The organism is Pantoea sp. Tr-811 (assembly GCF_011752535.1).
Taxonomy (GTDB): domain Bacteria; phylum Pseudomonadota; class Gammaproteobacteria; order Pseudomonadales; family Pseudomonadaceae; genus Aquipseudomonas.
The window spans coordinates 187,580-214,377 of the sequence record NZ_VWXJ01000009.1 but is presented as its reverse complement, the minus strand read 5'-3'; the positions used below and the strand labels follow the sequence as shown (position 1 = coordinate 214,377).

At 62.8% G+C, this 26,798-nt stretch carries 23 protein-coding genes and 1 tRNA gene; 17 read left to right on the top strand and 7 right to left on the bottom strand.

Annotation, left to right across the window (positions count from 1 at the left end; genetic code table 11):
* Nucleotides 1-62: 62 nt before the first annotated feature.
* On the bottom strand, nucleotides 63-2,897 hold the full coding sequence (gene uvrA / locus F3J44_RS15830; RefSeq protein WP_167273991.1) for an excinuclease ABC subunit UvrA: 2,835 nt from the start codon (nucleotides 2,895-2,897) through the stop codon (nucleotides 63-65).
* A 129-nt stretch (nucleotides 2,898-3,026) separates the two neighbouring features.
* On the opposite strand from uvrA, the gene F3J44_RS15825 reads away from it, so the two are divergent.
* The 3 genes from F3J44_RS15825 to F3J44_RS15815 all read left to right on the top strand — a co-directional run bounded on the left by F3J44_RS15825 (nucleotide 3,027) and on the right by F3J44_RS15815 (nucleotide 5,667).
* Nucleotides 3,027-4,421, top strand: coding sequence for an MFS transporter (locus tag F3J44_RS15825; protein WP_167063082.1), 1,395 nt, complete (start codon nucleotides 3,027-3,029; stop codon nucleotides 4,419-4,421).
* Between the two features lie 9 nt (nucleotides 4,422-4,430).
* Nucleotides 4,431-4,970 carry a single-stranded DNA-binding protein gene (locus F3J44_RS15820; protein ID WP_167063085.1) on the top strand — a complete coding sequence of 180 codons (540 nt, stop codon included), beginning with the start codon at nucleotides 4,431-4,433 and terminating at the stop codon, nucleotides 4,968-4,970.
* A 241-nt stretch (nucleotides 4,971-5,211) separates the two neighbouring features.
* Entirely contained in the window at nucleotides 5,212-5,667 is a 456-nt protein-coding gene (locus F3J44_RS15815; protein WP_167273975.1) for a hypothetical protein, read from the top strand.
* A gap of 119 nt (nucleotides 5,668-5,786) precedes the next feature.
* Here the strand turns inward: F3J44_RS15815 and F3J44_RS15810 are convergent, their stop codons facing one another.
* A complete protein-coding gene (locus tag F3J44_RS15810) occupies nucleotides 5,787-6,209 on the bottom strand; it encodes a hypothetical protein (protein WP_167273972.1) in 423 nt (140 codons plus the stop codon).
* Between the two features lie 248 nt (nucleotides 6,210-6,457).
* Here F3J44_RS15810 and F3J44_RS15805 point away from each other — a divergent pair, with 248 nt between their 5' ends.
* Together F3J44_RS15805 and F3J44_RS15800 are read left to right on the top strand one after the other, a co-directional pair.
* On the top strand, nucleotides 6,458-7,036 hold the full coding sequence (locus F3J44_RS15805; RefSeq protein WP_167063531.1) for a TetR/AcrR family transcriptional regulator: 579 nt from the start codon (nucleotides 6,458-6,460) through the stop codon (nucleotides 7,034-7,036).
* Between the two features lie 362 nt (nucleotides 7,037-7,398).
* Nucleotides 7,399-7,875, top strand: a complete 477-nt coding sequence (locus F3J44_RS15800) for a nuclear transport factor 2 family protein (RefSeq protein ID WP_167063161.1) — start codon at nucleotides 7,399-7,401, stop codon at nucleotides 7,873-7,875.
* A gap of 116 nt (nucleotides 7,876-7,991) precedes the next feature.
* Here F3J44_RS15800 and cynR read toward each other — a convergent pair whose 3' ends face one another.
* On the bottom strand, nucleotides 7,992-8,909 hold the full coding sequence (gene cynR, locus F3J44_RS15795) for a transcriptional regulator CynR (RefSeq protein WP_167273970.1): 918 nt from the start codon (nucleotides 8,907-8,909) through the stop codon (nucleotides 7,992-7,994).
* A gap of 110 nt (nucleotides 8,910-9,019) precedes the next feature.
* On the opposite strand from cynR, the gene F3J44_RS15790 reads away from it, so the two are divergent.
* The 4 genes from F3J44_RS15790 (at nucleotide 9,020) to F3J44_RS15775 (ending at nucleotide 11,620) form a co-directional block, all read left to right on the top strand.
* On the top strand, nucleotides 9,020-9,679 hold the full coding sequence (locus F3J44_RS15790) for a carbonic anhydrase (RefSeq protein ID WP_167063166.1): 660 nt from the start codon (nucleotides 9,020-9,022) through the stop codon (nucleotides 9,677-9,679).
* 39 nt (nucleotides 9,680-9,718) lie between these two features.
* Nucleotides 9,719-10,189 carry a cyanase gene (cynS, locus tag F3J44_RS15785; RefSeq protein ID WP_167063175.1) on the top strand — a complete coding sequence of 157 codons (471 nt, stop codon included), beginning with the start codon at nucleotides 9,719-9,721 and terminating at the stop codon, nucleotides 10,187-10,189.
* Between the two features lie 111 nt (nucleotides 10,190-10,300).
* Nucleotides 10,301-10,558: a DUF2790 domain-containing protein gene (locus F3J44_RS15780; protein WP_167063178.1), complete on the top strand. Its 258-nt coding sequence runs from the start codon at nucleotides 10,301-10,303 to the stop codon at nucleotides 10,556-10,558.
* 45 nt (nucleotides 10,559-10,603) lie between these two features.
* On the top strand, nucleotides 10,604-11,620 hold the full coding sequence (locus F3J44_RS15775) for an alpha/beta hydrolase (protein WP_167273966.1): 1,017 nt from the start codon (nucleotides 10,604-10,606) through the stop codon (nucleotides 11,618-11,620).
* A gap of 62 nt (nucleotides 11,621-11,682) precedes the next feature.
* Here the strand turns inward: F3J44_RS15775 and F3J44_RS15770 are convergent, their stop codons facing one another.
* Nucleotides 11,683-12,174 carry a heme-binding protein gene (locus F3J44_RS15770; protein WP_167063184.1) on the bottom strand — a complete coding sequence of 164 codons (492 nt, stop codon included), beginning with the start codon at nucleotides 12,172-12,174 and terminating at the stop codon, nucleotides 11,683-11,685.
* 405 nt (nucleotides 12,175-12,579) lie between these two features.
* On the opposite strand from F3J44_RS15770, the gene fdnG reads away from it, so the two are divergent.
* From fdnG to F3J44_RS15735, 7 genes are all read left to right on the top strand, one after another.
* Nucleotides 12,580-15,648: a formate dehydrogenase-N subunit alpha gene (gene fdnG / locus F3J44_RS15765; protein ID WP_167273963.1), complete on the top strand. Its 3,069-nt coding sequence runs from the start codon at nucleotides 12,580-12,582 to the stop codon at nucleotides 15,646-15,648.
* Nucleotides 15,648-16,598 (top strand): formate dehydrogenase subunit beta, encoded by a 951-nt coding sequence (gene fdxH / locus F3J44_RS15760; protein WP_167063190.1) that lies wholly within the window; start codon nucleotides 15,648-15,650, stop codon nucleotides 16,596-16,598. The genes fdnG and fdxH overlap by 1 nt, the downstream gene beginning before the upstream one ends.
* Nucleotides 16,595-17,251, top strand: a complete 657-nt coding sequence (locus tag F3J44_RS15755; protein ID WP_167063193.1) for a formate dehydrogenase subunit gamma — start codon at nucleotides 16,595-16,597, stop codon at nucleotides 17,249-17,251. Before fdxH ends, F3J44_RS15755 begins: the two co-directional genes overlap by 4 nt.
* A 4-nt stretch (nucleotides 17,252-17,255) precedes the next feature.
* Nucleotides 17,256-18,179 (top strand): formate dehydrogenase accessory protein FdhE, encoded by a 924-nt coding sequence (gene fdhE, locus F3J44_RS15750; protein ID WP_167273960.1) that lies wholly within the window; start codon nucleotides 17,256-17,258, stop codon nucleotides 18,177-18,179.
* Nucleotides 18,180-18,338: 159 nt separating this feature from the next.
* On the top strand, nucleotides 18,339-19,766 hold the full coding sequence (selA, locus tag F3J44_RS15745) for an L-seryl-tRNA(Sec) selenium transferase (RefSeq protein ID WP_167273958.1): 1,428 nt from the start codon (nucleotides 18,339-18,341) through the stop codon (nucleotides 19,764-19,766).
* Nucleotides 19,721-21,685: a selenocysteine-specific translation elongation factor gene (selB, locus tag F3J44_RS15740; RefSeq protein WP_205299918.1), complete on the top strand. Its 1,965-nt coding sequence runs from the start codon at nucleotides 19,721-19,723 to the stop codon at nucleotides 21,683-21,685. The genes selA and selB overlap by 46 nt, the downstream gene beginning before the upstream one ends.
* Before the next feature lie 6 nt (nucleotides 21,686-21,691).
* A tRNA-Sec gene (locus tag F3J44_RS15735) sits at nucleotides 21,692-21,787 on the top strand.
* A gap of 117 nt (nucleotides 21,788-21,904) precedes the next feature.
* Here F3J44_RS15735 and F3J44_RS15730 read toward each other — a convergent pair.
* Both F3J44_RS15730 and F3J44_RS15725 read right to left on the bottom strand, forming a co-directional pair.
* Entirely contained in the window at nucleotides 21,905-22,891 is a 987-nt protein-coding gene (locus tag F3J44_RS15730; protein WP_167273955.1) for an asparaginase, read from the bottom strand.
* A gap of 72 nt (nucleotides 22,892-22,963) precedes the next feature.
* Nucleotides 22,964-24,406 carry a sodium:alanine symporter family protein gene (locus tag F3J44_RS15725; RefSeq protein WP_167273952.1) on the bottom strand — a complete coding sequence of 481 codons (1,443 nt, stop codon included), beginning with the start codon at nucleotides 24,404-24,406 and terminating at the stop codon, nucleotides 22,964-22,966.
* A 178-nt stretch (nucleotides 24,407-24,584) separates the two neighbouring features.
* On the opposite strand from F3J44_RS15725, the gene F3J44_RS15720 reads away from it, so the two are divergent.
* The gene (locus F3J44_RS15720; protein ID WP_167063208.1) at nucleotides 24,585-25,394 is read left to right on the top strand and encodes a helix-turn-helix transcriptional regulator; all 810 of its coding nucleotides are present in this window, start codon (nucleotides 24,585-24,587) and stop codon (nucleotides 25,392-25,394) included.
* A gap of 607 nt (nucleotides 25,395-26,001) precedes the next feature.
* Here F3J44_RS15720 and F3J44_RS15715 read toward each other — a convergent pair.
* On the bottom strand, nucleotides 26,002-26,793 hold the full coding sequence (locus tag F3J44_RS15715) for a TSUP family transporter (protein WP_205299917.1): 792 nt from the start codon (nucleotides 26,791-26,793) through the stop codon (nucleotides 26,002-26,004).
* Between the last annotated feature and the right edge of the window lie 5 nt (nucleotides 26,794-26,798).

Below are 26,798 nucleotides of genomic sequence, written 5' to 3'. Positions count from 1 at the left end.
GCGTTCCCCTGTAGGAGTGGCCTTTTTTGTTGTGAATGGGGCGCAACGCGCCCCCACGGCCGTCAAGCCCGATCCCGCTCCAGCAGCGGCTTCAGGTAATGCCCGGTATAGGACTGCTTCATCTTGCTCAGTTCCTCCGGCGTACCGCAGGCAATGATCTGCCCCCCCTTGGAACCACCCTCCGGCCCCAGGTCCACCAGCCAGTCGGCGGTCTTGATCACATCCAGGTTATGCTCGATCACCACCACGGTGTTGCCGTGGTCGCGCAGGCGATGCAGCACGTCCAGCAACTGCTGGATGTCGGCGAAATGCAAGCCGGTGGTGGGTTCGTCGAGGATGTACAGGGTCTTGCCGGTATCGCGCTTGGACAACTCGCGCGACAGCTTCACCCGCTGCGCCTCACCGCCAGACAGGGTAGTCGCCGACTGCCCCAGCTTGATGTACGAAAGGCCCACGTCCATCAGCGTTTGCAGCTTGCGCGCCAGCGCCGGCACCGCATCGAAGAACTCACGGGCATCCTCGATGGTCATTTCCAGCACCTCGTGGATGTTCTTGCCCTTGTACTTGATCTCCAGGGTTTCGCGGTTGTAGCGCTTGCTCTTGCACACGTCGCACGGCACGTAGATGTCCGGCAGGAAGTGCATCTCCACCTTGATCAGGCCATCGCCCTGGCAGGCTTCGCAGCGCCCGCCCTTGACGTTGAACGAGAAACGCCCCGGGCCGTAGCCACGCGAGCGCGACTCCGGCACGCCGGAGAACAGCTCGCGGATCGGCGTGAAGATGCCGGTGTAGGTTGCCGGGTTCGAGCGCGGTGTGCGGCCAATCGGGCTCTGGTCAATGTCGACCACCTTGTCCAGGTGCTGCAGGCCATCCATGCTGCTGTGCGCCGCGGCTTCCAGGGTGCTTGCGCCGTTCAGGGCGGTGGCGGCCAGCGGGAACAAGGTGTTGTTGATCAGCGTCGACTTGCCAGAGCCGGATACGCCGGTCACGCAGGTCAGCAGGCCGATTGGAACTTCCAGGTCGACGTTCTGCAGGTTGTTGCCACGCGCGCCCTTGAGCTTGAGCTGCAGCTTCTTGTTGCGCGGGGTGCGCTTGGCCGGTACGACAATCTTCTTGCGCCCTGAGAGGTATTTGCCGGTCAGCGAGTCAGGGTGGTCCATGACTTCCTGGGGCGTGCCCTCGGCGACGATCTGCCCACCGTGCACACCGGCACCCGGGCCGATGTCGACCACGTAGTCGGCCAGGCGAATGGCGTCCTCGTCGTGCTCCACCACGATCACCGTATTGCCCAGGTCGCGCAGGTGGTTGAGGGTGGCCAGCAGGCGGTCGTTGTCCCGTTGATGAAGGCCGATGGACGGTTCATCGAGGATGTACATCACCCCGACCAAACCGGCGCCGATCTGGCTGGCCAGGCGGATACGCTGGGCCTCGCCGCCGGACAGCGTATCGGCGCTGCGGTCCAGGGTCAGGTAGTCGAGGCCGACGTTCACCAGGAACTGCAGGCGCTCGCAAATTTCCTTGAGGATCTTCGCCGCGATCTCGCCACGGCGGCCGGTGAGGGTCAGCTCGCCGAAGTACTGGCTGGCTTCGCCAATCGGCAGGTTGGTCACCGCCGGCAGGGTTTTCTCGCCCACCCACACATGGCGGGCTTCACGGCGCAAGCGGGTGCCGCGGCAGTCCGGGCAGGGCTGGGTGCCGAGGAACTTGGCCAGTTCCTCGCGCACGGTGGCCGACTCGGTTTCCCGGTAGCGCCGCTCCAGGTTCGGCACGATGCCTTCGAACGGGTGCGAGCGCTTGACGATATCGCCACGGTCGTTGAGGTACTTGAAGTCAACGCTCTGCTTGCCGCTGCCGCCCAGGATCACCTTCTGGTGCTCGGCCGACAGCTCGCCGAACGGCTCCTCAAGGCTGAAACCATAGTGCGCCGCCAGCGAGCCGAGCATCTGGAAGTAGTAGACGTTACGCCGGTCCCAACCGCGAATCGCGCCTTCGGCCAAGGTCAGCTCGCTGTTGACCAGGCGCTTGGTGTCGAAGAACTGCTTCACCCCCAGGCCGTCACAGGTCGGGCAGGCACCGGCCGGGTTGTTGAACGAAAACAGCTTGGGCTCCAGCTCGCTGATCGCATGGCCGCACACCGGGCAGGCAAAGCGCGCGGAGAAGATCATTTCTTCGCCTGGCTCGTCGTCCATCGGTGCTACCAGGGCGATGCCGTCGGCCAGCTTCAGTGCCGTCTCGAACGATTCGGCCAGGCGCTGCTGCAGGTCGGCGCGAACCTTGAAACGGTCCACCACCACATCGATGCTGTGCTTTTTCTGCTTGTCCAGCTTGGGCAGTTCGTCCAGCTCGTAGAGCTTGCCGTTGACCCGTGCGCGCACGAAGCCCTGGGCGCGCAGCTCGTCGAACACCGCCAGGTGCTCGCCCTTGCGCTCACGTACCACTGGCGCCAGCAGCATCAGCTTGCTGCCTTCGGGGCGCTCCAGCACCAGGTCGACCATCTGGCTGATGGTTTGCGCTTCCAGCGGGATGTCGTGGTCCGGGCAGCGTGGCGTACCGACGCGGGCGTACAGCAGGCGCAGGTAGTCGTAGATTTCGGTGATGGTGCCGACCGTCGAGCGCGGGTTGTGCGAAGTCGACTTCTGCTCGATGGAAATGGCCGGCGACAGGCCTTCGATGGTGTCGACGTCGGGCTTTTCCATCATCGACAGGAACTGCCGGGCATAGGCCGACAACGACTCGACGTAGCGGCGCTGGCCTTCGGCGTAGAGGGTGTCGAACGCCAGGGACGACTTGCCGGATCCGGACAGGCCGGTGATCACGATCAGTTTGTCCCGCGGCAGGGTCAGGTCGATGTTCTTCAGGTTGTGGGTACGTGCCCCACGAATCAGGATCTTGTCCACTGCGGCCTCGCTCGGCGGGCATAAACAAGGAAGTATACGGCGCCCTGCCAGTACGCGGCAAAGCGTCGCGTAGATGCCGTCAAGCTGTCGGACTGATAGAATCGCCGCCGGTTCACACGAGGTTAATCCATGCACGACACCCACAACGAGCGCATGAGCAGCGGCGAAACCCGCGCTGCTGGCGGCCTGGCCCTGGTCTTTGCCTTTCGTATGCTGGGCATGTTCATGGTCTTGCCGGTGCTGGCCACCTACGGCATGGACCTGGCCGGGGCCAGCCCTGCATTGATCGGCCTGGCGATTGGCGCCTATGGCCTGACCCAAGCAGTATTGCAGATTCCATTCGGGATGATTTCCGACCGCATCGGTCGCCGCCCGGTGATTTACCTGGGGCTGGTGATCTTTGCCCTGGGCAGCGTCCTGGCCGCCCAGGCCGACTCCATCTGGGGCGTGATTGCCGGGCGCATCCTGCAAGGTGCCGGGGCGATTTCCGCCGCGGTCATGGCCTTGCTCTCGGACCTGACCCGCGAACAGCATCGCACCAAGGCCATGGCCATGATCGGCATGAGCATTGGCCTGTCGTTTGCCGTGGCCATGGTGATCGGGCCAGTGCTCACAAGCCACTTCGGCTTGTCGGGATTGTTCCTGGCCACTGCAGGACTTGCCCTCGTCGGTATCCTGCTGATCGCCTTCGTGGTGCCCAACACCCACAGCACGCTGCAGCACCGCGAGTCGGGCGTGGCGCGCCAGGCACTCGGCCCGACCCTGCGCCATCCGGACCTTCTGCGCCTGGACGCAAGCATCTTCATCCTTCACGCCATCCTCATGGCCAGCTTCGTCGCACTGCCCCTGGCGTTCGTCGAGCGCGGCGGCCTGCCCAAGGAGCAGCACTGGTGGGTATACCTGACCGCGCTGTTCATCTCATTTTTTGCAATGGTCCCGTTCATCATCTACGGCGAAAAAAAGCGCAAGATGAAACGTGTGTTGGCTGGCGCGGTCGGTGTCTTGCTGCTGACGGAGATATACTTCTGGGAGTGGGCTGACGGTTTGCGCGGACTGGTGATTGGCACCGTGGTATTCTTTACCGCATTCAACCTGCTGGAGGCGTCTTTGCCTTCACTGGTGAGCAAAGTGTCGCCTGCCGGTGGCAAGGGGACGGCGATGGGGGTTTACTCCACCAGCCAATTCCTCGGTGCGGCGCTGGGCGGCATCCTCGGTGGCTGGTTGTTCCAGCACGGTGGGCTGAACACGGTGTTCCTCGGTTGCGCGGTGCTGTGTGCCATCTGGCTGGTCGTCGCCTTGAGCATGAACGAGCCGCCCTATGTGACCAGCCTGCGCATGCCGCTGACGCCGGAAGCAGTCCGCGAAGCCGGCCTGACCGAGCGCCTGATGGCCGTGCCGGGTGTGACCGACGCTGTGGTGGTGGCAGAAGAGGCCGCCATCTATATCAAACTGGATACGAAAATTTTGGACCGTGCGACCCTCGAGCGACTGGTAAACCCAGCCTCTTCGGCGTGCGAAGCCTAGGAGAACGTTATGGCCCGTGGGGTTAACAAAGTCATTCTGGTCGGCACTTGTGGCCAGGATCCCGAAGTCCGCTACCTGCCCAACGGTAACGCCGTGACCAACCTGAGCCTGGCCACCAGCGAGCAGTGGACCGACAAGCAGTCGGGCCAGAAGGTCGAGCGTACCGAGTGGCACCGTGTGTCGCTGTTCGGCAAGGTTGCCGAAATTGCCGGCGAATACCTGCGCAAAGGTTCGCAGTGCTACATCGAAGGCAAGCTGCAGACCCGCGAGTGGGAAAAAGACGGCATCAAGCGCTACACCACCGAGATCATCGTCGACATCAACGGCACCATGCAGTTGCTCGGCGGTCGTCCGCAGAACCAGCAGCAGGGCGGCGACCCTTACAACCAGGGTGGCGGCAACTACGGTGGCGGCCAACAGCAACAGTACAACCAGGCCCCGCGCCAGCAGGCGCCACGCCCGCAGCAACAACAGCGCCCAGCGCCACAGCAGCCAGCACCACAGCCGGCGGCTGACTTCGACAGCTTTGATGACGATATTCCGTTCTGAGTTGAACGGTTAGGCATCGCGCCACATACACAACCCGGGGCAATTGCTCCGGGTTTTTTTATGCCTGGCGTACAAACCTCAATATAAAGTGATGCACCGGGGGGACGTTCGCTTCCCTAGGTACATGGGGAATAAATCAACGAACCGTCTGCTTTTTCTGTAGGGCATTTCTGAAGCTTTCCGGGCATCACCTATGTCGTGTCGATATTGCTTAGCATCTTCGTTTTCTAAGGAGGAAGTTATGCAGTCAGATACTAAAGAAATGGTTCGGCCAGAGATAAAGTTGAAGGCTTCGGCGGGGGATTATCACGTCGCTGGATTTAGCGAAAAATATGCGACCTATCTCACAGGTTGCTATGCAGGTGCCGGGTGGTCCGGTGGATCGGTGATGGCGATAGGCTTTTTGATTGCCCTGGTGGGCTTCGGTGCGTTGATCTTCGGCCCTGAAACAATCACCTACAACAGAATGACAGGGCCGACATTGTTGCAGTATGTGCAGATGTACCCTGGGCCGATATTTAGTGTAGGTGGAGCTCTTTTCGCGGTAGGTACTCACCTTTATGCAAGAAGGGCTATCAGTCGGGAAATGTTTTTATTGTCTTGCTATAGGCTCATAGCTCAGGACGGTAGAGATGTCACTGGCGAAGTTAAGCTGGGCTATCTGGGTGGCGATAATTTCAATATAGCCATCCTATGATTCACTGTCAGCTTGCGAGAATGAGTCGAACAGTGCCGGGTTAGTATCCTGACCACCGGCGAGCAGTGAAGTCCGCAAAAAGCGAAGCCATCGATTTGGCTTCGCTTTTTTTTGCCCAATCAGGCCGGATGAATCATCACGTTAATACGACGACGCTCAATGACACTCTGGGCGCCGGGGGCGCCGGTGAGCTTGTCGAAAGTGACGGTGGTATCGGCATTGACCGCCGGGTTAGGCACCACCCGTATCACCTGATAGTCCTGGCCTGCTGGCGCTTGCGGCTGGAGTTCGACGGTAGCGGCGTCTGGGGTGCTGGCGACCCAGGTTTCCCCAGGGGCCACTGCCAGCCTCGCCGAGTAGGTATCCCCGGCCACGCTATGGAAGGTGCAACCATCGACTACCTGCGCTTGCGCGGGGCAGTGGGCGGCCTTGGCGCCGGGGCGCAGCGGGTTTTCGATGGCGTAGGTGATGCCTTGCGTATCGGCGAACGCCAGCGATCCAAAGATGCTGGCCAGGAGGGCGATGGAGAGTATTCCACGCATTGCAGTGCTTCCTTGTGTGCAAAATCAATATGTATACAAACTGTATAATCTGCCGAAGTCCGACGTCAATGTATGCTTTCGGCTCCCGTGGCGGCCATGCTGCCGATTCGGTCGATGGGCACGTGAGGCCGCTCGGTGCAGCGCTGTGGTCAGCTCGGGCGCCGGGGGGAAGCCCACGCTTCCAAGCTGCAATCGAAAATTTTCAATAGATGCTTGACCAGGGAGAACGTCCGTTCTACTCTGGCTACATGGATAAGCCAATGACCGATACACGCGAAAAAATCCTGGCGACGGCCGAGCAGCTCATTTACGAAAACGGGATTCATGCCACGGGCATGGACCTGCTGGTAAAGACCTCGGGCGTAGCACGTAAAAGTATTTACCGTTATTTCGCCAACAAGGACGATGTTGCGGCGGCGGCACTCAACGCCCGCGATGTACGCTGGATGCAATGGTTCAGAAGCGAATGTGACAAAGCGGAATCTGCGCCAGCACGCATCATCGGTATGTTTGACGTGCTCAATAGTTGGTTCGTATCGGATGGTTTTCGCGGATGTGCCTTTATCAATACCGCTGGAGAAGTTGGCGATGCAGAAGACCCTATTCGCCAGATCGCCAAGCTGCATAAGCAAAAGCTGCTGGACTACACGTTTGAGCTGACCAGCCAATTGGCTGTCGACGACCCGATGGGCTTGGCGAGGCAACTCTTTGTACTGATAGAGGGCACGATTACCGTGGCCCGTGTCATGGGGGACCCTTCCTCTCTTGAGAGTGCAAAAGAAGTAGCGAAGTTATTACTCAAGGAAGCAAAGCGCACAAGCGTTTGATAAGTCGGTTACACGCACACAGTTGAAGCATCCAAAAGATTGGAGGCACTACCATGTCCAATGAACACGTTCGGTCGCCACCTTTTAATTGTGAGTTGTTGATGGGGAAGGTCAAGCTTACCATGTGAATATGAATGGTTTGCCGTCCGGATAAAGACCCACGTTTAAACGTTGTCCTCGTTTTGGTTTTTGATGACCCATCAGTATCAACAGTTTGCTGCTGTTACTGACGGTGGCTATCGGCCGCACGCTTTCAGTCAACGCTACACGCTCTTCAATGTTGCTCCCAAGGCCAAGCCGCATTGGCCTTATTTAATGAATGCTAACGTCTTTAATGTATCCACTGCCCTGGAGGCACTCCCATGTCCAATGAACAAGCTCGTCCGCCACTTCCTCCTTTCACTCGTGAATCAGCGATTGAGAAGGTCCGCCTTGCCGAAGATGGCTGGAATACCCGCGAGCCCGCAAAAATTGCGCTGGCCTATACGTTGAACACCCAGTGGCGTAACCGCGCCGAGTTTGCAAGCAATCGCGAAGAAGCCCAGGCCTTCCTCACTCGCAAGTGGAAGAAAGAGCTGGACTACCGCCTGATCAAGGAACTCTGGGCCTTCACCGACAACCGCATTGCCGTGCGTTACGCCTACGAGTGGCACGACGACTCGGGCAACTGGTTCCGCTCCTACGGTAATGAAAACTGGGAGTTTGAGGCCGATGGTTTGATGCACCGCCGCTTCGCCTGCATCAACGACATGCCTATCAAGGAAAGCGAGCGCAAGTTCCACTGGCCACTGGGGCGCCGCCCGGATGACCACCCAGGGCTGACTGAACTGGGCCTGTAAGCCTTGGCAAGCCTGATCCTTCTCAGCTGAAGGATCAGGTTTTTTGCTTCTCCCACGGTGTCGGCATGGCAATCACGCCGACATCAACCGCAAGTGCCGTCTCCCTTCCCCGGGCGTCAAGCCGCGCCATCAGCCCTTGTGGCCACCTCACCATCAAGGCCGCTGGACACCTCTTTAGCCAGCTCGATGAAAACCCCCACCGCCGCACTCAGATAAGCTTCTTTTCGCCGTAAAAGAACGGCCGTTCGCTGCAGGCGTTCTGGCTCCAGGGTGATGGCCACCAGGTCGTCATGGGCCAACGCAATTCTGGCAGGCAACAACGTCGAAAGATTCGTCCGTCTAACAATTTCAATCACGGCCCCAAGGGCATTGGCCTCCATCTGCACACGGGGGCGAATTTCGTGTTTGCGGCAGTAACGGTCGATTTGCTCGCGCGTTGCAAACTCTGTACTGAGCAACACCAACGACTCTGCACTCAGGCCCTGCGACGTAATGGCCCGTTCCTCGGCCAAGGGGTGCTTGCGGTTTACCACCAGCGCGAGGGTTTCATTCAGCAAGGGGACGGTCTCGATGTCCGCTGTGTGTATTTCATCGAACGCGATCCCCAAGTCCAGCTCGCCTGCCAGTAGCAGCTCCTCGATGCGCTCTTGGGAAATCTCTTTGAGGTTGAGGGTGATTTTAGGGTAGCGGGAGTGAAAGGCCTCGATCAGCGGCCCCACCAGATAAGTCGTGAATGTTGGTGTTACCGCCACCCGCAATGAACCGCGGCTGAGGTCGCTCACGTCATGAATGGCGTTTTTGGCTTCGCGCAGTTCCTGGTAAGCACGGCGTGCATAAAGCAAATAAACATCGCCTGCGTCCGTCAATCGCGTTGTGCGCCCTGAGCGGTCGAACAACTGGGCTCCAAGACTTTCTTCCAGCTGCCTCACCTGCTGCGACAAGGCCGGTTGAGAGACATGCAGCGCCGCTGCAGCCTTCGTGAAACTGAGATGTTCCGCAACCGCAAGGAAATACTGGATGTGCCGAGCGAGCATGCCTTAACCCATAAGATTATCTGATCCACTGCATAATAAATGAGACTTTTACCTTATGCCATGCGTTGCTTAATCTCTGTTTCACACCCAGCGACATTGAGACAGCAACCATGAAAGCGATCATCGACGGTTTTCTGAAGTTCCAGCAAAACGCCTTCCCAGAGCGGGTCAAACTGTTCAAGGACCTGGCTAACCAGCAAAGTCCAAAGGCGCTGTTCATCTCGTGTTCCGACAGCCGGCTGGTGCCTGAACTGGTTACCCAGCGCGAGCCAGGCGACCTGTTCGTTATCCGCAACGCCGGCAACATCGTCCCTTCGTACGGCCCGGAGCCAGGCGGCGTTTCGGCCTCGGTCGAGTATGCAGTGGCCGGGCTCAACGTCGCAGACATCGTGATCTGCGGCCACTCCGACTGCGGCGCGATGACCGCCATTGCAACCTGCAAGTGCCTGGACCACATGCCTGCCGTGGCCGGCTGGCTGCGCTACGCCGACTCGGCCAAGGTGGTTAACGAGGCCCGTCAGCACCCAGACAAACCGAGCAAAGTCGCTTCCATGGTGCGCGAGAACGTCATCGCGCAGTTGGCCAACATCCAGACCCACCCATCCGTTCGCCTGGCGCTCGAAGAGGGCCGCGTCACCTTGCATGGCTGGATCTACGACATCGAGACCGGGCGTATCGATGCCTTCGATGGCAGCACCGGGGCGTTCGTGTCGCTCGCAGAAAACCCAGAAGTCCACGCCGTTTCCCAACAAGCCAGGCACGTTGCCTGAAACCTGTCCCTACGCCTTTACCTACCCAGGAGATTCACCATGATCCAGACTCAAGCAACCCGCACCGCTCGCCAGGAACTGACCGAAATCATCATTCTGGCCAAGGCCCGCAAGGACCTTTCCTTCGCCGAGATCGTCGATGGCACCGGCCTGTCCGAAGCCTTCGTCACGGCAGCCCTGCTTGGCCAACATCCGCTGCCTGAAAGCGCCGCCAAGGTTGTAGGCGAAAAACTCGACCTCGATGCTGATCAAGTTGCGCTGCTGCAATCGATGCCCATTCGCGGCAGCTTTTTCGAAGGCATCCCAAGCGACCCGACCATCTACCGGTTCTACGAAATGATGTCGGTCTACGGCACCACCCTCAAGGCCCTGGTTCACGAGAAGTTCGGCGACGGCATCATCAGCGCCATCAACTTCAAGTTGGACATCAAGAAAGTCGAAGATCCCGACGGTGGCCACCGCGCAGTAATCACCCTGGACGGCAAGTACCTGCCGACCAAACCTTTCTGATGTAACCCCGCCCGGCGTCAGACGGCGCCGGGCTACTCCCCAAGCCTTTATTTCGAATGAGCGCCATTTACGTGCGCTGGCCTTCTCAAGCCTTCAATACAGGTGATTGCGATGAAGCTGTTACTCGTTTTGTTCCTCGGCTGCCTGGGTTCTGTCGCCATGGCCGATGACCAGGTTACCCAAACTGCACAGGTTTCCGTGGAACCCTATCGCTACGCTCAGCGCCTCGATATCGCCCATGTTGTGGCGGTAACTCCGGTACCAAATGTTTGCGATGTGGTGCCAATGCAGCTGACTTACGACGACTCCAAAGGCGACCGCCACATCATGGAGTACCGCGTCATAGGCAACGGCTGTTCCAACAACTAACTGTGCACCCATTGATTACCGGCCTATCGCCAAGGAACTTGAATCATGAAATTGTCACGCACACTCACCGCCGGCCTTCTGGCCATTGCCGTCAACAGTGCATTCGCAGCGGGTGGCCCTGGTGTCGAAACCACCACCCAAGCATTCCTTCAAGCCCTGGAAGCAGGCGGCGGCAAGCCGCTGGAAACCCTCTCGCCGAAAGATGCCCGCGCCGTGCTGAGCGTTGCCCAGGCCGGTGTGAAGGTAGATGTCGCGGGTATTGAGGTACAACGCCGCAGCATCGAGGTAGAGGGCAAGCCCTTGGATATCCGGGTGATCCGTCCAGAGGGCGCCAAAGGCGACTTGCCTGTGTTCATGTTCTTCCATGGCGGGGGTTGGGTACTGGGTGACTACCCCACCCATGAACGCCTGATCCACGACTTGGTAGTTGGCTCCGGCGCCGCAGCGGTGTACGTCGACTATACGCCGTCGCCGGAAGCGAAGTTCCCCACGGCGATAAACCAGGCGTATGGCGCCACTCGTTGGGTTGCCGAACACGGGAAGCAGATTGGTGTTGATGGCAGCCGCCTTGCGGTGGTGGGCAACAGTGTGGGTGGGAACATGGCCGCCGTGGTTGCGATCAAGGCCAAAGAGGCCGGCACCCCTAAGCTGCGCTTCCAGGCACTGTTGTGGCCGGTGACCGATGCCGACTTCAGCAACGGCTCCTACAACCGCTTCGCCGATGGCCACTTCCTGACCCGCAACATGATGAAATGGTTCTGGGACAACTACACCACCGACCCGAAGCTGCGCAGCGACATCCACGCCTCACCACTGCGCGCCAGCCTGGAGCAGTTGAAAGGCCTGCCGCCAGCCTTGGTGCAAACCGCCGAAATGGACGTACTGCGCGATGAGGGGGAAGCCTACGCCCGTAAGCTCAATGCGGCAGGCGTGCCGGTTACGGCCGTGCGCTACAACGGCATGATCCACGACTACGGGCTGCTCAATGTGCTCGCCCAGGTGCCGAGCGTGCGCGACGCCATGGACCAGGCGGCTCAGGCGATCAAGCAGCACCTGAAGTAACCATCTACCTCGCGTAAAGGTGATTGGGGCCGCATTGCGGCCCTTCACGGGCAAGCCCGTTCTCAGGCATCGCTGTCCAGCGCCGCTTGGGCAAACTGCGCATCCAGCTCCGGCGTCGCACCACTGATACCGATACCGCCGATATGCACGCCGTTCTTGTCCTTTATCGGCAACCCTCCCTCCAGCAAGGTGAACCCTGGCAACGACCCATACGGATTGGCCGGGTGCGCCGCACTGCGCTCGCCAAGTGCGCGTGACGACAATGGGAAGCGGGCCGAGGTTTCGGCCTTGAGCTGCGCCACCTGAATGCTGCCGCTGCTGGTGCCGTCCATGCGGTGGAAATGTTTCAGGTTGCCGTGGTTGTCCATGATGCTGATGACGATCGCATAACCTTGGGCGATGGCGGCCCGTTCGGCGGCGGCGGTCATTTTTTGCGCTTGCTCGGACGTGAGGGCGGTGGGTTCGGCCTGGGCTCCCGTGGCCGTTGCGGCGCCGGGTAGCAGTGCACCAGGGCCTGCGATCAGAAGGCCAAGGAGGAGGGCGTTGATCTTCATTGTGACTGATCCCTGTGTCAGAAAACGCAGCAGGCTAACTGGCTTTTGCCGGTATTTATGTAGTCCTTTTCCGAAAATGATGAAGGGGAGGGTGGATAGCATTAGGCGCGCTGCCGTTGATTGTAGGAGCGGGCTTGCCCCGCGAACACCGGCGCAGCCGGTGCCATGCACCGCCATCCACCGCGTCGCCTGCTTCGCGGGGCAAGTCCGCTCCTACAGGGTTCTCTGTTAAATCAGATTTGTTCTGTCGCTACACCAAGACCTACCCATCCCCTTGACCCCTGTCATCGCACCTCTGCGATTCTTGGCTAGTCTTATTGATTGGCAGCCCCGAAAAGCCGCCACCGTGATGACCAAGAGGCGCCGGCCATGATCCGTGCGCCCGAACCTGATCAGGAGTGCACGATGGATCTCAACCGTCGGCAGTTCTTCAAGGTCGCTGCTATCGGCCTTGGAGGCTCGAGCCTGGCGGCGTTGGGCATGGCCCCGACACCTGCCTTCGCCGAGCAGGTGCGCCACTTCAAGCTGGCGCACACCAAAGAGACGCGCAACACCTGCCCCTACTGCTCGGTCGGCTGCGGCCTGATCCTGTACAGCCAGGGTGACGCGGGCAAGAACGTCAAACAGAACATCATCCACATCGAAGGCGACGCCGATCACCCGGTCAACCGTGGCACCCTGTGCCCCAAAGGCGCCGGCCTGCTCGACTTTATCCACAGCCCCAGCCGCCTCAAGTACCCCCAGCTGCGCAAGCCGGGCAGCAACGAGTGGGTGCAGGTCAGCTGGGACCAGGCCCTCGACCGCGTCGCCGACCTGATGAAAAAGGACCGCGATGCCAACTTCATCGAGAAGAACGCCCAGGGGCAAACCGTCAACCGCTGGCTCACCACCGGTTTTCTCGCAGCTTCCGCCGCCTCCAGCGAGGCCGGCTACCTGACCCACAAGGTCGTTCGCGCAACGGGCATGCTGGGGTTCGATAACCAGGCACGTGTCTGACATGGCCCGACGGTGGCAAGTCTTGCCCCGACGTACGGCCGTGGCGCCATGACCAACCACTGGTCCGATATCGCCAACGCGAATCTGGTTCTGGTGATGGGCGGCAACGCAGCAGAAGCACACCCGTGCGGCTTCAAGTGGGTGACCGAGGCCAAAGCGCACAACAGGGCGCGGCTGATTGTGGTCGACCCGCGGTTTACCCGTACCGCGTCGGTGGCCGACTACTACGCACCGATCCGTACCGGCACCGACATCGCCTTCATGGGCGGACTCATCAACTACCTGCTGAGCAACGACAAGATCCAGCACGAATACGTGCGCAACTACACCGACGTGTCGTTCATCGTCAAAGAAAGCTATGGCTTCGAGGACGGGCTGTTCAGCGGCTACGACGAGGCCAAGCGGGTGTATGCGGACAAATCAGGCTGGGGCTACGAGCTGGGCGAAGACGGCTTTGCCAAGGTCGACCCGACCCTGCAGCACCCGCGCTGCGTGTACCAGCTGATGAAGCAGCACTACAGCCGCTACACCCCCGAGCTGGCCAGCATGACCTGCGGCATGCCCCAGGACGCCATGATGAAAGTCTGGGAAGAGATCGCCACCTGCTCGGTCCCGGGCAAGACCATGACGATTCTCTACGCCCTCGGCTGGACCCAGCATTCCATTGGCGCGCAGATCATCCGCAGCGCGGCCATGGTCCAGTTGCTGCTGGGCAACGTTGGCATGCCCGGTGGTGGGGTCAACGCCCTGCGCGGGCACTCCAACATCCAGGGCCTGACCGACCTTGGCTTGCTGTCCAACTCCCTGCCGGGCTACCTGACCCTGGCCGGCGACGCCGAGCAGGACTACGCCACCTACATCGACAAGCGCGCCTCCAAGCCCTTGCGCCCGGGGCAGCTGTCGTATTGGCAGAACTACGGCAAGTTCCACGTCAGCCTGATGAAAGCCTGGTACGGCGCCAATGCCACTGCCGAGAACAACTGGGGCTACGACTGGCTGCCCAAGCTCGACGTGCCGGCCTACGACGTGCTGCGCATGTTCGAGATGATGGGCCAGGGCAAGGTCAATGGTTACATGTGCCAAGGCTTCAACCCAATCGCCGCGCTGCCGGACAAAAACCGCGTCACCGCCGCCCTGGGCAAGCTCAAGTGGCTGGTTATCATGGACCCACTGGCCACCGAAACCTCGGAATTCTGGCGCAACGCCGGGCCGTTCAATGATGTCGACACGGCCAATATCCAGACCGAGGTGATCCGCCTGCCCACCACCTGCTTTGCCGAGGAAGACGGCTCGCTGGTCAACAGCAGCCGCTGGCTGCAGTGGCACTGGAAGGGCGCCGACGGCCCGGGTGAAACCCGCACCGACGTGCAGATCATGAGCGAGCTGTTCATCCGCTTGCGCGAGCGCTACAGCAAGGAGGGCGGCGCCTACCCCGACGCGATGATGAACATCAGCTGGCCCTACAAAATCCCCGAGGAGCCATCCCCCGAGGAGTTGGCCAAGGAAATGAACGGCTGGGCAGTCACCGACCTTACCGACGCCAGCGGCACCACGCTCAAGGCCGGCCAGCAGTTGGCAGGCTTTGCCCAGATGAAGGACGACGGCAGCACCGCGTCGGGTTGCTGGATTTTTGCCGGCTGCTGGACCGAGCAGGGCAACCAGATGGCCCGCCGCGACAACAGCGACCCGTATGGCATGCACCAGGTGCAGAACTGGGCCTGGGCCTGGCCGGCCAACCGGCGCATCCTCTACAACCGCGCCTCCAGCGATCCGCAGGGCAAGCCGTGGGACCCGGAGAAAAAACGCCTGGTATGGTGGAACGGCAAGGCCTGGACCGGCACCGACGTGCCCGACTTCAAGGTCGACTCGCCACCGGAAGCGGGGATGAACCCGTTCATCATGAACCCTGAGGGCGTGGCGCGTTTCTTCGCCATCGACAAGATGGCCGAAGGCCCGTTCCCCGAGCACTACGAGCCGTTTGAAACGCCCATCGGCATCAACCCGCTGCACCCGCAGAACAAGAAGGTGGTGAGCAACCCGGCCGGGCGGATCTTCGACTCGGTGTGGAACACCCTTGGCACCCACGACGAGTTCCCCTACGCCGCGACCACCTACCGGCTGACCGAGCACTTCCACTTCTGGAGCAAGCACTGCCGCCTCAACGCCATCGCCCAACCCGAGCAGTTCGTTGAAATCGGCGAGGTGCTGGCCAATGAGAAAGGCATCAAGGCGGGCGACCGGGTGCGGGTGTCGAGCAAGCGGGGGCACATCGATGCGGTGGCGGTGGTGACCAAGCGCATCCGCCCGCTACAGGTCAACAACCAGACCGTGCACCAGATCGGCATTCCGCTGCACTGGGGCTTCACCGGCGCCACACGCCATGGCTACCTGACCAACACCCTGGTGCCGTTCCTCGGTGACGGCAACACCCAGACGCCAGAGTCCAAGTCGTTCCTCGTCAACGTGGAGAAACTCTGATGGCCAGCCAAGACATCATCGCCCGCTCGGCCACCACCACCGTGCCGCCCTCGGTACGCCAGCTGGAAGAGGTGGCCAAGCTGATCGACACCACCAAGTGCATCGGTTGCAAGGCCTGCCAGGTGGCGTGCTCGGAGTGGAACGAACTGCGTGACGAGGTGGGCCACAACCACGGCACCTACGACAACCCCCACGACCTCAGCGCCGAAACCTGGACCCTGATGCGCTTCACCGAGCACGAGCGTGACGACGGCAACCTGGAGTGGCTGATCCGCAAGGACGGCTGCATGCACTGCGCCGACCCGGGCTGCCTGAAGGCCTGCCCGAGCCCGGGGGCAATCATCAAGCACGCCAACGGTATCGTCGACTTCAACCAGGACCACTGCATCGGCTGTGGCTACTGCATCACCGGTTGCCCGTTCAACATCCCGCGCATTTCGCAGAAGGACCACAAGGCCTACAAGTGCACCCTGTGTTCCGACCGCGTGACCGTGGGCCTGGAGCCGGCCTGTGTGAAAACCTGCCCGACCGGGGCGATCGTCTTCGGCAGCAAGGAGGAGATGAAGGTGCATGCCGCCGAGCGCATCGTCGATCTCAAGTCGCGCGGTTTCGACAACGCCGGGCTGTACGACCCGGACGGCGTCGGCGGCACCCACGTGATGTATGTGCTGCACCACGCCGACACGCCGAGGCTGTACGCCGGCTTGCCGGACGCCCCCGTGATCAGCCCCCTGGTGGGCCTGTGGAAGGGCTTCACCAAGCCGCTGGCGCTGCTGGCCATGGGCGCGGCGGTGCTGGCCGGGTTCTTCCATTACGTGCGGGTAGGGCCACAGCGGGTAGAGGAGGACGAGCACCCCGCGCCGCCGGACCACAGCGTGCAGCCGGTCGACCCTTCGGTGCATGTCTATGACCCGACCAAACCCGGTGGGCAAGGGGAGCAACGGCCATGAACGACAACAAACCCATCCTGCGCTATAACGCCAACGAGCGGACCAACCACTGGATCGTCGCGATCCTGTTCATGACGGCGGGCCTGTCTGGGCTGGCGCTGTTCCACCCGGCGCTGTTCTGGCTCAGTAACCTGTTTGGCGGCGGCCCCTGGACGCGCATCCTGCACCCGTTCCTGGGCGTGGCGATGTTCGTGTTCTTCCTCGGCCTGGTGGTGCGCTTCTGGCGCGCCAACTTCATCACCGCCAACGACCGCCTGTGGTTGCGCCGGGTCGACCGGGTGATGCTGAACAAGGAAGACGGCGTGCCGCCCATCGGCAAGTACAACGCCGGGCAGAAGCTGCTGTTCTGGACCCTGCTGGCCTGCATGCTGGTGCTGCTGCTCAGCGGCGTGGTGATCTGGCGCGCGTACTTCAGCCACCTGTTCGGCATCGAGGCCATACGCCTGTCGGCCCTGGCCCATGCCCTGGCGGCGTTCGTGCTGATCCTCAGCATCATCGTGCACATCTACGCCGGTATCTGGATCAAGGGTTCGATCGGCGCGATGCTGCATGGCTGGGTCAGCCGCGCCTGGGCGCGCAAGCACCATGAACTGTGGTACCGCGAAGTGACCGGCGACAAAGCCCCGGTCAATCACGGCAAAAAAGAAGGATGAACGCTTGAGCACGATACTCGAACCCGGGCAGATCGAGGCCTCGGCGGTGATGCCGCCGTTTCTTCATCTGCCGCCCGCCAACCTGTTCACCGTGCGCGCCGCGCGCCTGGAGCAATTGGCCGAAGGGCATCCCTTTGGCGATTACCTGCGGTTGATCGCCCGGCTGTGCCGTGCGCAGCAGCAGCTTGTGGATAACCCACCCGCTGGCTTGCCGGTGGCAGAGGAGCGCCAGCGCCTGTGCATAAGTCACGGCTTGCCACCGCTGGCAGCCGACAGCCTGGTGCGGGAAGGGCCGTGGCTGGTGTGGTTGCAGGCGCTGCTCGGGCACTTCGCTGACGAACCCGACGGACCGCTGAGGGAGACCGTGACGCTGCTGTGTGACAGTGACGACAGCCAGCGCAAGGGCTGGGCCATCGCCTTGCTTGGCGGCCAGTACGATGCAGTACCAGCGGCATTGGTGCCGTTGCTGGGCGCAGCGTTGCAGGCGGCCTGGGCGAGCTGGCTGCTGGCGCTGCCGACGCCGGAGCTCAAGCCTGCCGGCAGCCTGGCCCAGTGCCCGGCCTGCGGCTCACCGGCCATGGCCGGGGTGGTGCGCAACCGGGGCAAGCACAATGGCCTGCGCTACCTGGCCTGTTCGTTGTGCGCCTGTGAGTGGCATGTGGTGCGGGTCAAGTGCGTGTACTGCGAGTCGAGCAAGGATTTGCGCTACAGCAGCCTGGAGGATGACCGCCATGTGCCGGGCAAGGCGCCGCTGCGCGCCGAGTGTTGCCCGGGGTGCCAGAGCTACCTGAAGCAGCACTATCTGGAAAACGATGCGGCGGCAGAGCCGTTGGCCGATGACCTGGCCAGCCTGGCGCTGGACATTCGCTTGGATGAGGAGGGGTTTCACCGCCTGGCCCCGAACCTGATGCTCGCGCCGGGGGCGTGAGGGTGTGTCTACACTGTAGTACCGAGTCGCCTGCTTCGCGGGGCAAGCCCGCTCCTACAGAGGCGGCGTTGCCTTCAAGGCTGACACTGCACCTGTAGGAGCGGGCTTGCCCCGCGAAGAGGCCAGTACAGACAACGGACCCGTCCAAGGTAGCACCGCATGCCCACCAGCCTCACCCACCACACCCCGCGCCTGCCTTCTATCGACACCCTCTTGCGCCACCCAGCCTGCCAGCCGCTGATCGACCGCCACGGCCGCGATCCCGTTCTAGCCAGCCTCAGGCAACTGCTCGACGACTTGCGCGCCCCGGCCCGCGACGGCGACCTCAGCGCCAGCGAACTGTCGGCGCAAATCCTGCTGGGCCGCGCTGGCGAACGTCTTTCCATCCAGCAACGCAGCCAGGTCCGGCGCGTGTTCAACCTCACCGGCACGGTACTGCACACCAACCTTGGCCGCGCGCTGTTGCCCGAGGAAGCCGTCGAGGCCATGCAGAGCGCCGCGCGCTACCCGCTGAACCTGGAGTTCGACCTGGCCACCGGCAAGCGCGGCGACCGCGATGACCTGGTCGAAGGCCTGCTCCGCGAACTGACCGGCGCCGAAGCCGTCACCGTGGTGAACAACAATGCCGCCGCCGTGTTGCTGGCGCTCAACAGCCTGGGCGCGCGCAAGGAAGGCATCATCAGCCGTGGCGAACTGATCGAGATCGGTGGTGCCTTCCGCATCCCCGACATCATGGCCAGAGCCGGCGTGAAGCTGCGCGAGGTCGGCACCACCAACCGCACCCACGCCCACGACTACGAAGCCGCCATCGGCCCGCGCACCGGCCTGCTGATGCGCGTGCACTGCAGTAACTACAGCATCCAGGGCTTCACCCACCAGGTGCCCACCGCAGAACTTGCGCGCATCGCCTGCCAGCATGAACTGCCGCTGCTCGAAGACCTCGGCAGCGGCAGCCTGCTGGACCTCACCCGCTGGGGCCTGCCCGCCGAGCCTACGGTGCGCCAGGCACTGGCCGAGGGCGCCGATATCGTTACCTTCAGCGGCGACAAGCTGCTGGGTGGGCCGCAGGCCGGGATCATCGTTGGGCGCAAGGCGCTGATCGGCAGAATCAAGAAGAACCCGCTCAAGCGCGCCCTGCGTGTCGACAAGCTCACCCTCGCCGCGCTCGAAGCGGTGCTGGCGCTGTACCGCAACCCCGACCGCCTGGCCGAACGCCTGCCCAGCCTGCGCCTGCTCACCCGCAGCCAGGCCGATATCCAGGCCCAGGCCGAGCGCCTGGCCCCGCAGCTCCAGGCCCGCCTTGGTGAACAATGGCGGGTCAGCGTCGAGCCTGCGCTGGGCATGATCGGCAGCGGCAGCCAGCCGGTGGCGCGCCTGCCAAGTGCAGCCCTGTGCCTGCGCCCGCAGGTGTCGAAGAAGCTGCGTGGGCGCGGCCTGCATGTACTGGAGCGCGCCCTGCGCGCTTTGCCGGTGCCTGTGCTTGGCCGTATCGACAACGATGCGCTGTGGCTCGACCTGCGCCAGCTCGACGATGAGGCGCAATGGCTCGCGCAACTGCCGGCCCTGCAACTGGGGCCGGTGCAATGATCGTCGGCACCGCTGGCCACATCGACCACGGCAAGACCGCGCTGCTGCAAGCCCTCACTGGCCAGGCCGGCGACCAGCGCCAGGAGGAACGCGCCCGCGGCATGACCATCGACCTTGGCTACCGCTACGCAGCCCTTGCCGAAGGCGCCGCGCTGACCGGTTTCATCGATGTGCCAGGTCACGAGCGGTTTATCCACAACATGCTGGCTGGCGCCCACGGTATCGACCTGGTGTTGCTGGTGGTTGCCGCCGATGACGGGGTGATGCCGCAAACCCGCGAGCACCTGGCGATCATCGAACTGCTGGGCATTCCCCAAGCGCTGGTGGCCATCAGCAAATGCGACCGCGTGGAGCCGGCGCGCCTGGCCCAGGTGCAGGCGCAGGTTGGCGAGTTGCTGGCGCCGGGGCCCTTCGCGGGGGCGCGGCAGTTCCCCTTGTCGAGCATCACCGGGCAGGGCGTGGAGGCACTGCGCCGGGCTTTGCTCGAAGCCGAGGTGCGCGTGCGCCAGCGCAGCGTGCGGGGTGGTTTTCGCCTGGCGGTGGACCGCGCCTTCGCCGTGACCGGTGCCGGGGTGGTGGTGACCGGCACGGCGTTGGCCGGGCAGGTCAGCGCCGGCGACACGCTGCTGCTGGGAAAAACCGGCAAGCCAGTGCGGGTGCGCGGCCTGCATGCGCAGAACCAGGCCGCGCTGGTGGCCGAGGCGGGCCAACGGGTGGCGCTGAATATCGCCGCCGAGCGCCTGGCGCTGGAGCAGGTGCACCGCGGCGACTGGCTGGTGCCCGAATGGCTGTACGCCCCCAGTGTGCGGGTGGATATCGACCTCAGCCTATTGGCCGGTGAGGCCCTTGCGTTCGAACACTTCAGCGCCGTGCACGTGCACCTTGGCACCCAGGATGTGACTGCCCGGGTGGCCTTGCTCGAAGGCGAAACCTTGGCCGCTGGCCAACGCATGTTCGCCCAACTGCTGCTCAATGCACCCTTGCAAGCCGTGCACGGTGACCGGCTGGTGCTGCGCGACCAGCGGGCCCAGCAAACCCTGGGCGGTGGCCGCGTGCTCGACCCCTTCGCGCCGAGCCGGCAACGCCGCAGCGCAGAACGCCTGCGCCAGCTGCAGGTGCTGCGCGACGCCGATGGCCTGGAGCAGGCCCTGCCGGGCTTGCTCGCCAGTGCGCCCGGTGGCCTCGACCCACAGCGCCTTGAGCGCCAGTTCAACCACCTGCGCGAAACCTGGAAGCTGCCGCGGGATGTGCAGGTGGTGGCCACGCGCCAGGGGCCGTTGCTGTTTGCCTCCAGCCAATGGCAGGCGCTGAGGCAGCGGGTGTTGGCGCAGCTCGCACGCTTGCATGAACAAGAGCCCGATCAGCTCGGCCCGGACCGTGACCGCCTGCGCCGCTTCGCCGCCTTGCCGCTGGAGCGCCCAGCCTTTGTCAGCCTGCTCGATGAGCTGCTTGAAGGCGGCCTGATCGCCAGCAGCGGGCCCTGGCTGCATTTGCCGGATCACAAGGTGCAATTGAGCCCCGCCGACAGCGCGCTGTGGGAACGCCTGCAGCCAAAAATGCTGGAAGGGCAATACGACCCGCCCTGGGTGAGGACGCTAGCCGCCGATGAACAGTGTGCAGAGGCCGAGGTACGCTTGCTGCTGCGCAAGCTGGCCCGCTTGGGCCTGGTGCACCAGGTGGTGCGCGACCTGTTCTACCCCGAGGCGACATTGCGGCGTATGGCCGCGTTGTTGCTGGGGCAGGGTGGGGAGGGGGGGATAGTGCAGGTTGCTGCGTTTCGCGATATGTTGGGTATCGGTCGCAAGCGCAGCGTGCAGATTCTTGAGTACTTCGACCGCATCGGCCTGACCCGCAGGGTGGCCGACCAGCGCTACATCCGCGCCGACAGCGCCCTGGCCCAGCAACAGGCCGGACACTGAGTTCAAGGAAGGCAATCGCGCCCGGTGGCGCGGCCGGGCTTCAAACCCGGTTGGGGACGGCAGCCGTTCCCGGGCAGGTTCGACTCCCGCTGCCTTCCGCCATTTTCAACAGTCCCATTCGCAGGCAAGCCCGCTCCCACAGGTACGGCATCGCCCTTGAAGGCGGTGATATTCCTGTGGGAGCGGGCTTGCCCGCGAATAGGCCCTGGAGGTGAAAACCTAAGCCCGCTCCCCGCACAGATCCAGCGCAAACCACTGCTCTGCAGCATCCACATCCAACCCCGCCCCGAGCAGCGCAAACATCTTGCCCAACGCCGCCTCACGGGTCATGCCACCGCCACTCACCAGCCCGGCCCCACGCAGGCGATTACCCGCCGCATAGGTATCGAACACCACCGACCCTTCCGGGCACTGGCTGATGGCAACCAACAGCACGCCGCGCTGGCGCGCCGCACGCAGCACTTCCAGCAAGGCCAGGTCATCCGACGGGCCGGTCCCGCTGCCATAGCACTCCAGCAGCAGCCCTTGCACGCCGCTGTCCAGCAGCCCCGCCAGGTGCGCGGCCTGCAGGCCAGGGTAAACCGGCATCAGCGCCAGGTTGACCGGCTGGCGGGGTTGGCGATAACTCAGCGCGGCAGGCACCTCGCCAGCCCGCTCACCGTCCCGGTGGCGCGGCAGCGCGGCAAAGGCGTCGAACGCCTCGCTGCGCAGCTTCGACGCGCGGCAGCCATGCAGCAGTTGGCCGTGGAAGTACAGCTGCACGCCATCTTCCAGGCCTTGCTCCACGTGGCGCAGGGCACCACACAGGTTGTCCCAGGCATCGCTGCCTGGCGCGCCGGCCGGCAGCATCGAGCCGGTCAGCAGCACGGGCACCGGCAGGCCCAGCAGCAGGAACGACAGCGCTGCGGCGCTGTAGGCCAGGCTGTCGGTGCCATGCAGCACCAGCACGCCGTCATGGCCAGCGTCCACGGCGGCAACGATGGCATCGCGCATCGCCAGCCAGTTGTGCTGCTGCATGTTGGCGCTGTCGAGCAGCGGGTTCATTTCCTGCAGCGTCCATTGCACCTGGGGCGCATCGGTCAGCTGGGCGAGGTGTTCGCGCATCCGCGCATCGAAACCACCGGCAGGGGCAAGGCCTTCGGCGGTTTCAAGCATGCCGATGGTGCCACCGGTATAGAGGACGAGAAGATTCTGGACTGCACGCATGGAAAGCATCCGAAGCGGTGAGCGGAGATAAGTCAGCCGCCCACGAACGGGGCGGCTGGGCAGGGGAGGATATCAGCGCTGCGGCTGAGCTTGGCCCGCAGTTTTGTCAGTGGCTGTTTCCACCTGTGGATTGACCGGCCAGGCGTTGCGGTCCAGGTCCAGGTCGGCGAATTTCGACGAATCGAACACGGGTTGCTTGACGCCTGCCTTGCGCTGCTCGTCGTAGTCGCGCATCACGCGCAGGCCGACTTTGAACAGCAGGGCCAGGGCCACCAGGTTGACGAAGGCCAGGCAGGTCATGGTGATGTCGGCGAAGGCGAACACGGTCGACAGGTCTTGCATCGAGCCCCACACCACCAGTGCCAGCACCAGGCCACGGAAGGCCAGCAGCACACCGCGGTTGCGGCTCAGGAACTGCAGGCTGTTCTCGCCCAGGTAGTAGTTGTAGAGGATGCAGGTGAACACGAACAGCGACAGTGCCACGCTGACGAACAGGCGGCCCCAGTCACCCACCACGGCGGCCAGCGAGTTCTGGGTCAGGACGATGCCGTCACCTTCGAAGCCTGGGGTGTAGAAGCCCGACAGCAGAATCAGCAGCGCGGTGCAGGTGCAGATCACGAAGGTGTCGAGGAACACGCTGAACGCCTGGACCACGCCTTGCGCGCCCGGGTGTTTCACGGCGGCCACGGCAGCCACGTTGGGCGCACTGCCCAGGCCCGCTTCGTTGGCGAACACGCCACGCTTCACGCCCATGACGATGGCGCTGCCGAGCAGGCCGCCGAAGGCTGGGTCGAGGCCGAAGGCGCTCTTGAAGATGGTTTCCAGCATGGCCGGTACGTGGTCGATCTGGGTGCCGATCACGTAGAGGGTAACGCCGATGTAGGCCAGGGTCTTGACGGGTACCAGCAGGTCCGACACCGCGGCGATGCGCTTGATGCCGCCGATGAAGGTGATTGCCAGCAGCACGGCCAGGACGATACCGGTGTGGCGCGGGTCGAAGGCGAAGGCGTTCTGCAGCGAGTGGGTCACGGTGTACGACTGCAGGCCGATGAAGGCAAAGCCGTAGGTGACCAGCAGCAGGATCGAGAACACGATGGCCATGCTTTTCAGCTTCAGGCCGTGCAGGATGTAGTACGCCGGGCCGCCACGGTACAAACCGTCGCCATCGGCGCGCTTGTACACCTGGGCCAGGGTACATTCGAAGAAGCTGCTGGCCATGCCGACCAGGGCGGTCACCCACATCCAGAACACAGCGCCCGGGCCACCCAGGGTCACGGCGATGCCGACACCGGCGATGTTACCGGCGCCAACGCGGCCGGCGAGGCTCAGCATCAGGGCCTGGAAGGAGCTCAACTGGCCTGCCTGGCCACGCAGCGATTCCTTGAATACGGCGAACATGTGGCCGAAGTGGCGGAACTGAACGAACCGCGAGCGGATGGTGAAGTAACCGCCGAGACCGACGATCAGCACGATGAGAAGTTTCCCGGACAGGAAATCGTTGAGTGCTTCGAGCATTGGAAAATGACCTCGATTCTTATTCTTCGCATGGAAAGATCAGCGGACGGCAGGCGCACCGCTATTCGTTGGGGCGCATGGTTGGCCATGACAAGGGTGGTTACAATTTCGCGGGTTGCTCTGACTTGATGCGACTTGATGCTATAATTGCGTCATTCGCGTCACCTGAGTCCCTGCCATGAGCGATCATTTCGCTACCAACCTGAAACTGGCCTGCAGCCATTACCGCTCTATCTCGGAAGTTTGCCGCCAGTTGTCCATCAACCGCGCGCAATTCAACAAGTACCTGAGCGGCCAGAGCCGTCCGACGGCTTTCAACCTCAAGCGCATCGGCGATTTCTTCGGCGTCGAGGATTACGAGCTGAACCTGCCCGCCGAACAGTTCGCCCGGCTGATCGGCGCGCGGGTGTCGGCGCTGGCCGATCAGCCCAGCGATCCGATCAGTGAACTGTTCCGGCCGTTGCACGAGCATGCCGGCAATCTTTCGCGTTATTGCGGCTATTACTTTGAATATTCCAACTGCATGTCGGTGCCTGGCACCATCCTGGTGTCGCTGGTGCATTTGTGGGAGGAGCGTGGGCGCTTCTTGTTCGAACGCCAGGAACGGCAGGAGCGCTCCAGCGCCACCGACCAGCATGCCGAGGTGCGCTGCCGCTACCTGGGTGCGGCGTTTCAGTTGCAGGACCGGGTGTTTCTCATCGACTACGAGTCGTTGACCTTCAACGAGATGAGCCAGACCATCCTCATTCCCAGCTTCAAAAGCCGCATCACCCGCCTGAACGGCCTCAAGGCTGGCGTCTCCAGCGGCGACCGGCGCAACCCGGCGTGTACCCGGGTGGTGTGGGAGTACCTGGGCGAGGAGATCAACCGCATCAATGCCTACCGCCAGGTAAAGCTGTACCGCCCGGACGACCCTCGCATCGACGACGACGTGCGCGAGCGCCTGAGCGTAGGCCCCTTGCGCAACAGCCTGTTCGAAATCGAATGACCAACACGCCCCAAGGCCCGCACATGTTCTGGCACACCCTCCGGTAGGAGCGACCAGAGCTCGCGAATGGGCTGCGCAGCAGCCCCGGCGATTCCTGCCAGTGCCCATCGCGACCTGCGGTCGCTCCTACACGGACCTAAGGCTCGCACACGGCCTGGTAGGAGCGACCAGAGGTCGCGATTGGGCTGCGCAGCAGCCCCGGCGATTCCTGCCAGTGCCCATCGCGACCTGCGGTCGCTCCTACACGGACCCAAGGCTCGCACACGGTCTGGTAGGAGCGACCAGAGGTCGCGATTGGGCTGCGCAGCAGCCCCGGCGATATTCCTCCAGTGCCCATCGCGACCTGCGGTCGCTCCTACACGGACCCAAGGCTCGCACACGGCCTGGTAGGAGCGACCAGAGGTCGCGATTGGGCTGCGTAGCAGCCCCGGCGATATTCCTGCCAGGGCCCATCGCGACCTGCGGTCGCTCCTACACGTACCCAAGGCTCGCACACGGCCTGGTAGGAGCGACCAGAGGTCGCGATTGGGGTGCGTAGCAGCCCCGGCGATTCCTGCCAGTGCCCATCGCGACCTGCGGTCGCTCCTACCGGGGCCGCGTGTGCAGCCTATTGCCAAAGCTGGCTCAGCCACCCCCCTATCGGATGCCCATCGCTGAGCAGCAGCTTCAGCGCCATCAGGCTGCACACCGTGATCAACAGCGGCTTGATCAGCCGCGGCCCAAACAAGAGCGCGCAGCACGCACCCAACTGAGCCCCAACGATGGCGCAAACCGCCATGGCCAGCGCCAGCGGCCAAATGATGGCGCCGGCGAAGACGAAAACCGTCAACGCCCCAAGGTTGCAGGCCGCATTGAGCAATTTGCTGCTACAGATGGCCTGCATCAACTGCCGCCCCAGTAGCAGGGTAAAAGCCACCATGAAAAACGAGCCAGTACCGGGGCCGAACAGGCCGTCGTAGAAGCCAATGAGTGGCGCCACCATCAGGGTGAAACACAAGGTGGAGACTCGCTGCCGGCGCTCGGCTTCACCCAGTTTGGGGCTCAAGGCGAAATACGCTGCAACAGCAATCAGCAGAACAGGTGCCGCAACCTCCAGGATGGCGCGGTCGAGCAGGCTGATCGACAAGGCCCCGGCGACGCCGCCAGCATATGACAATGTCGCCATCGGCCAATCCGTGCGCCATCGGATCATTCCCTTGCGAGCGAAGGCCCACACCGCGGAAACAGTGGCGGACGATGCCTGAAGCTTGTTGGTGGCCATGCTCGCCAAAGGGTCGATTCCGGCAACCAGCAATGCAGGAAGTGTCAGCAGGCCTCCGCCACCAGCTATTGCATCGAAGAATCCGGCCAGCAAGGCGATTGTGGCAAGGATGAGAAGGGTTGATAGCTCGATTTCCATTATTG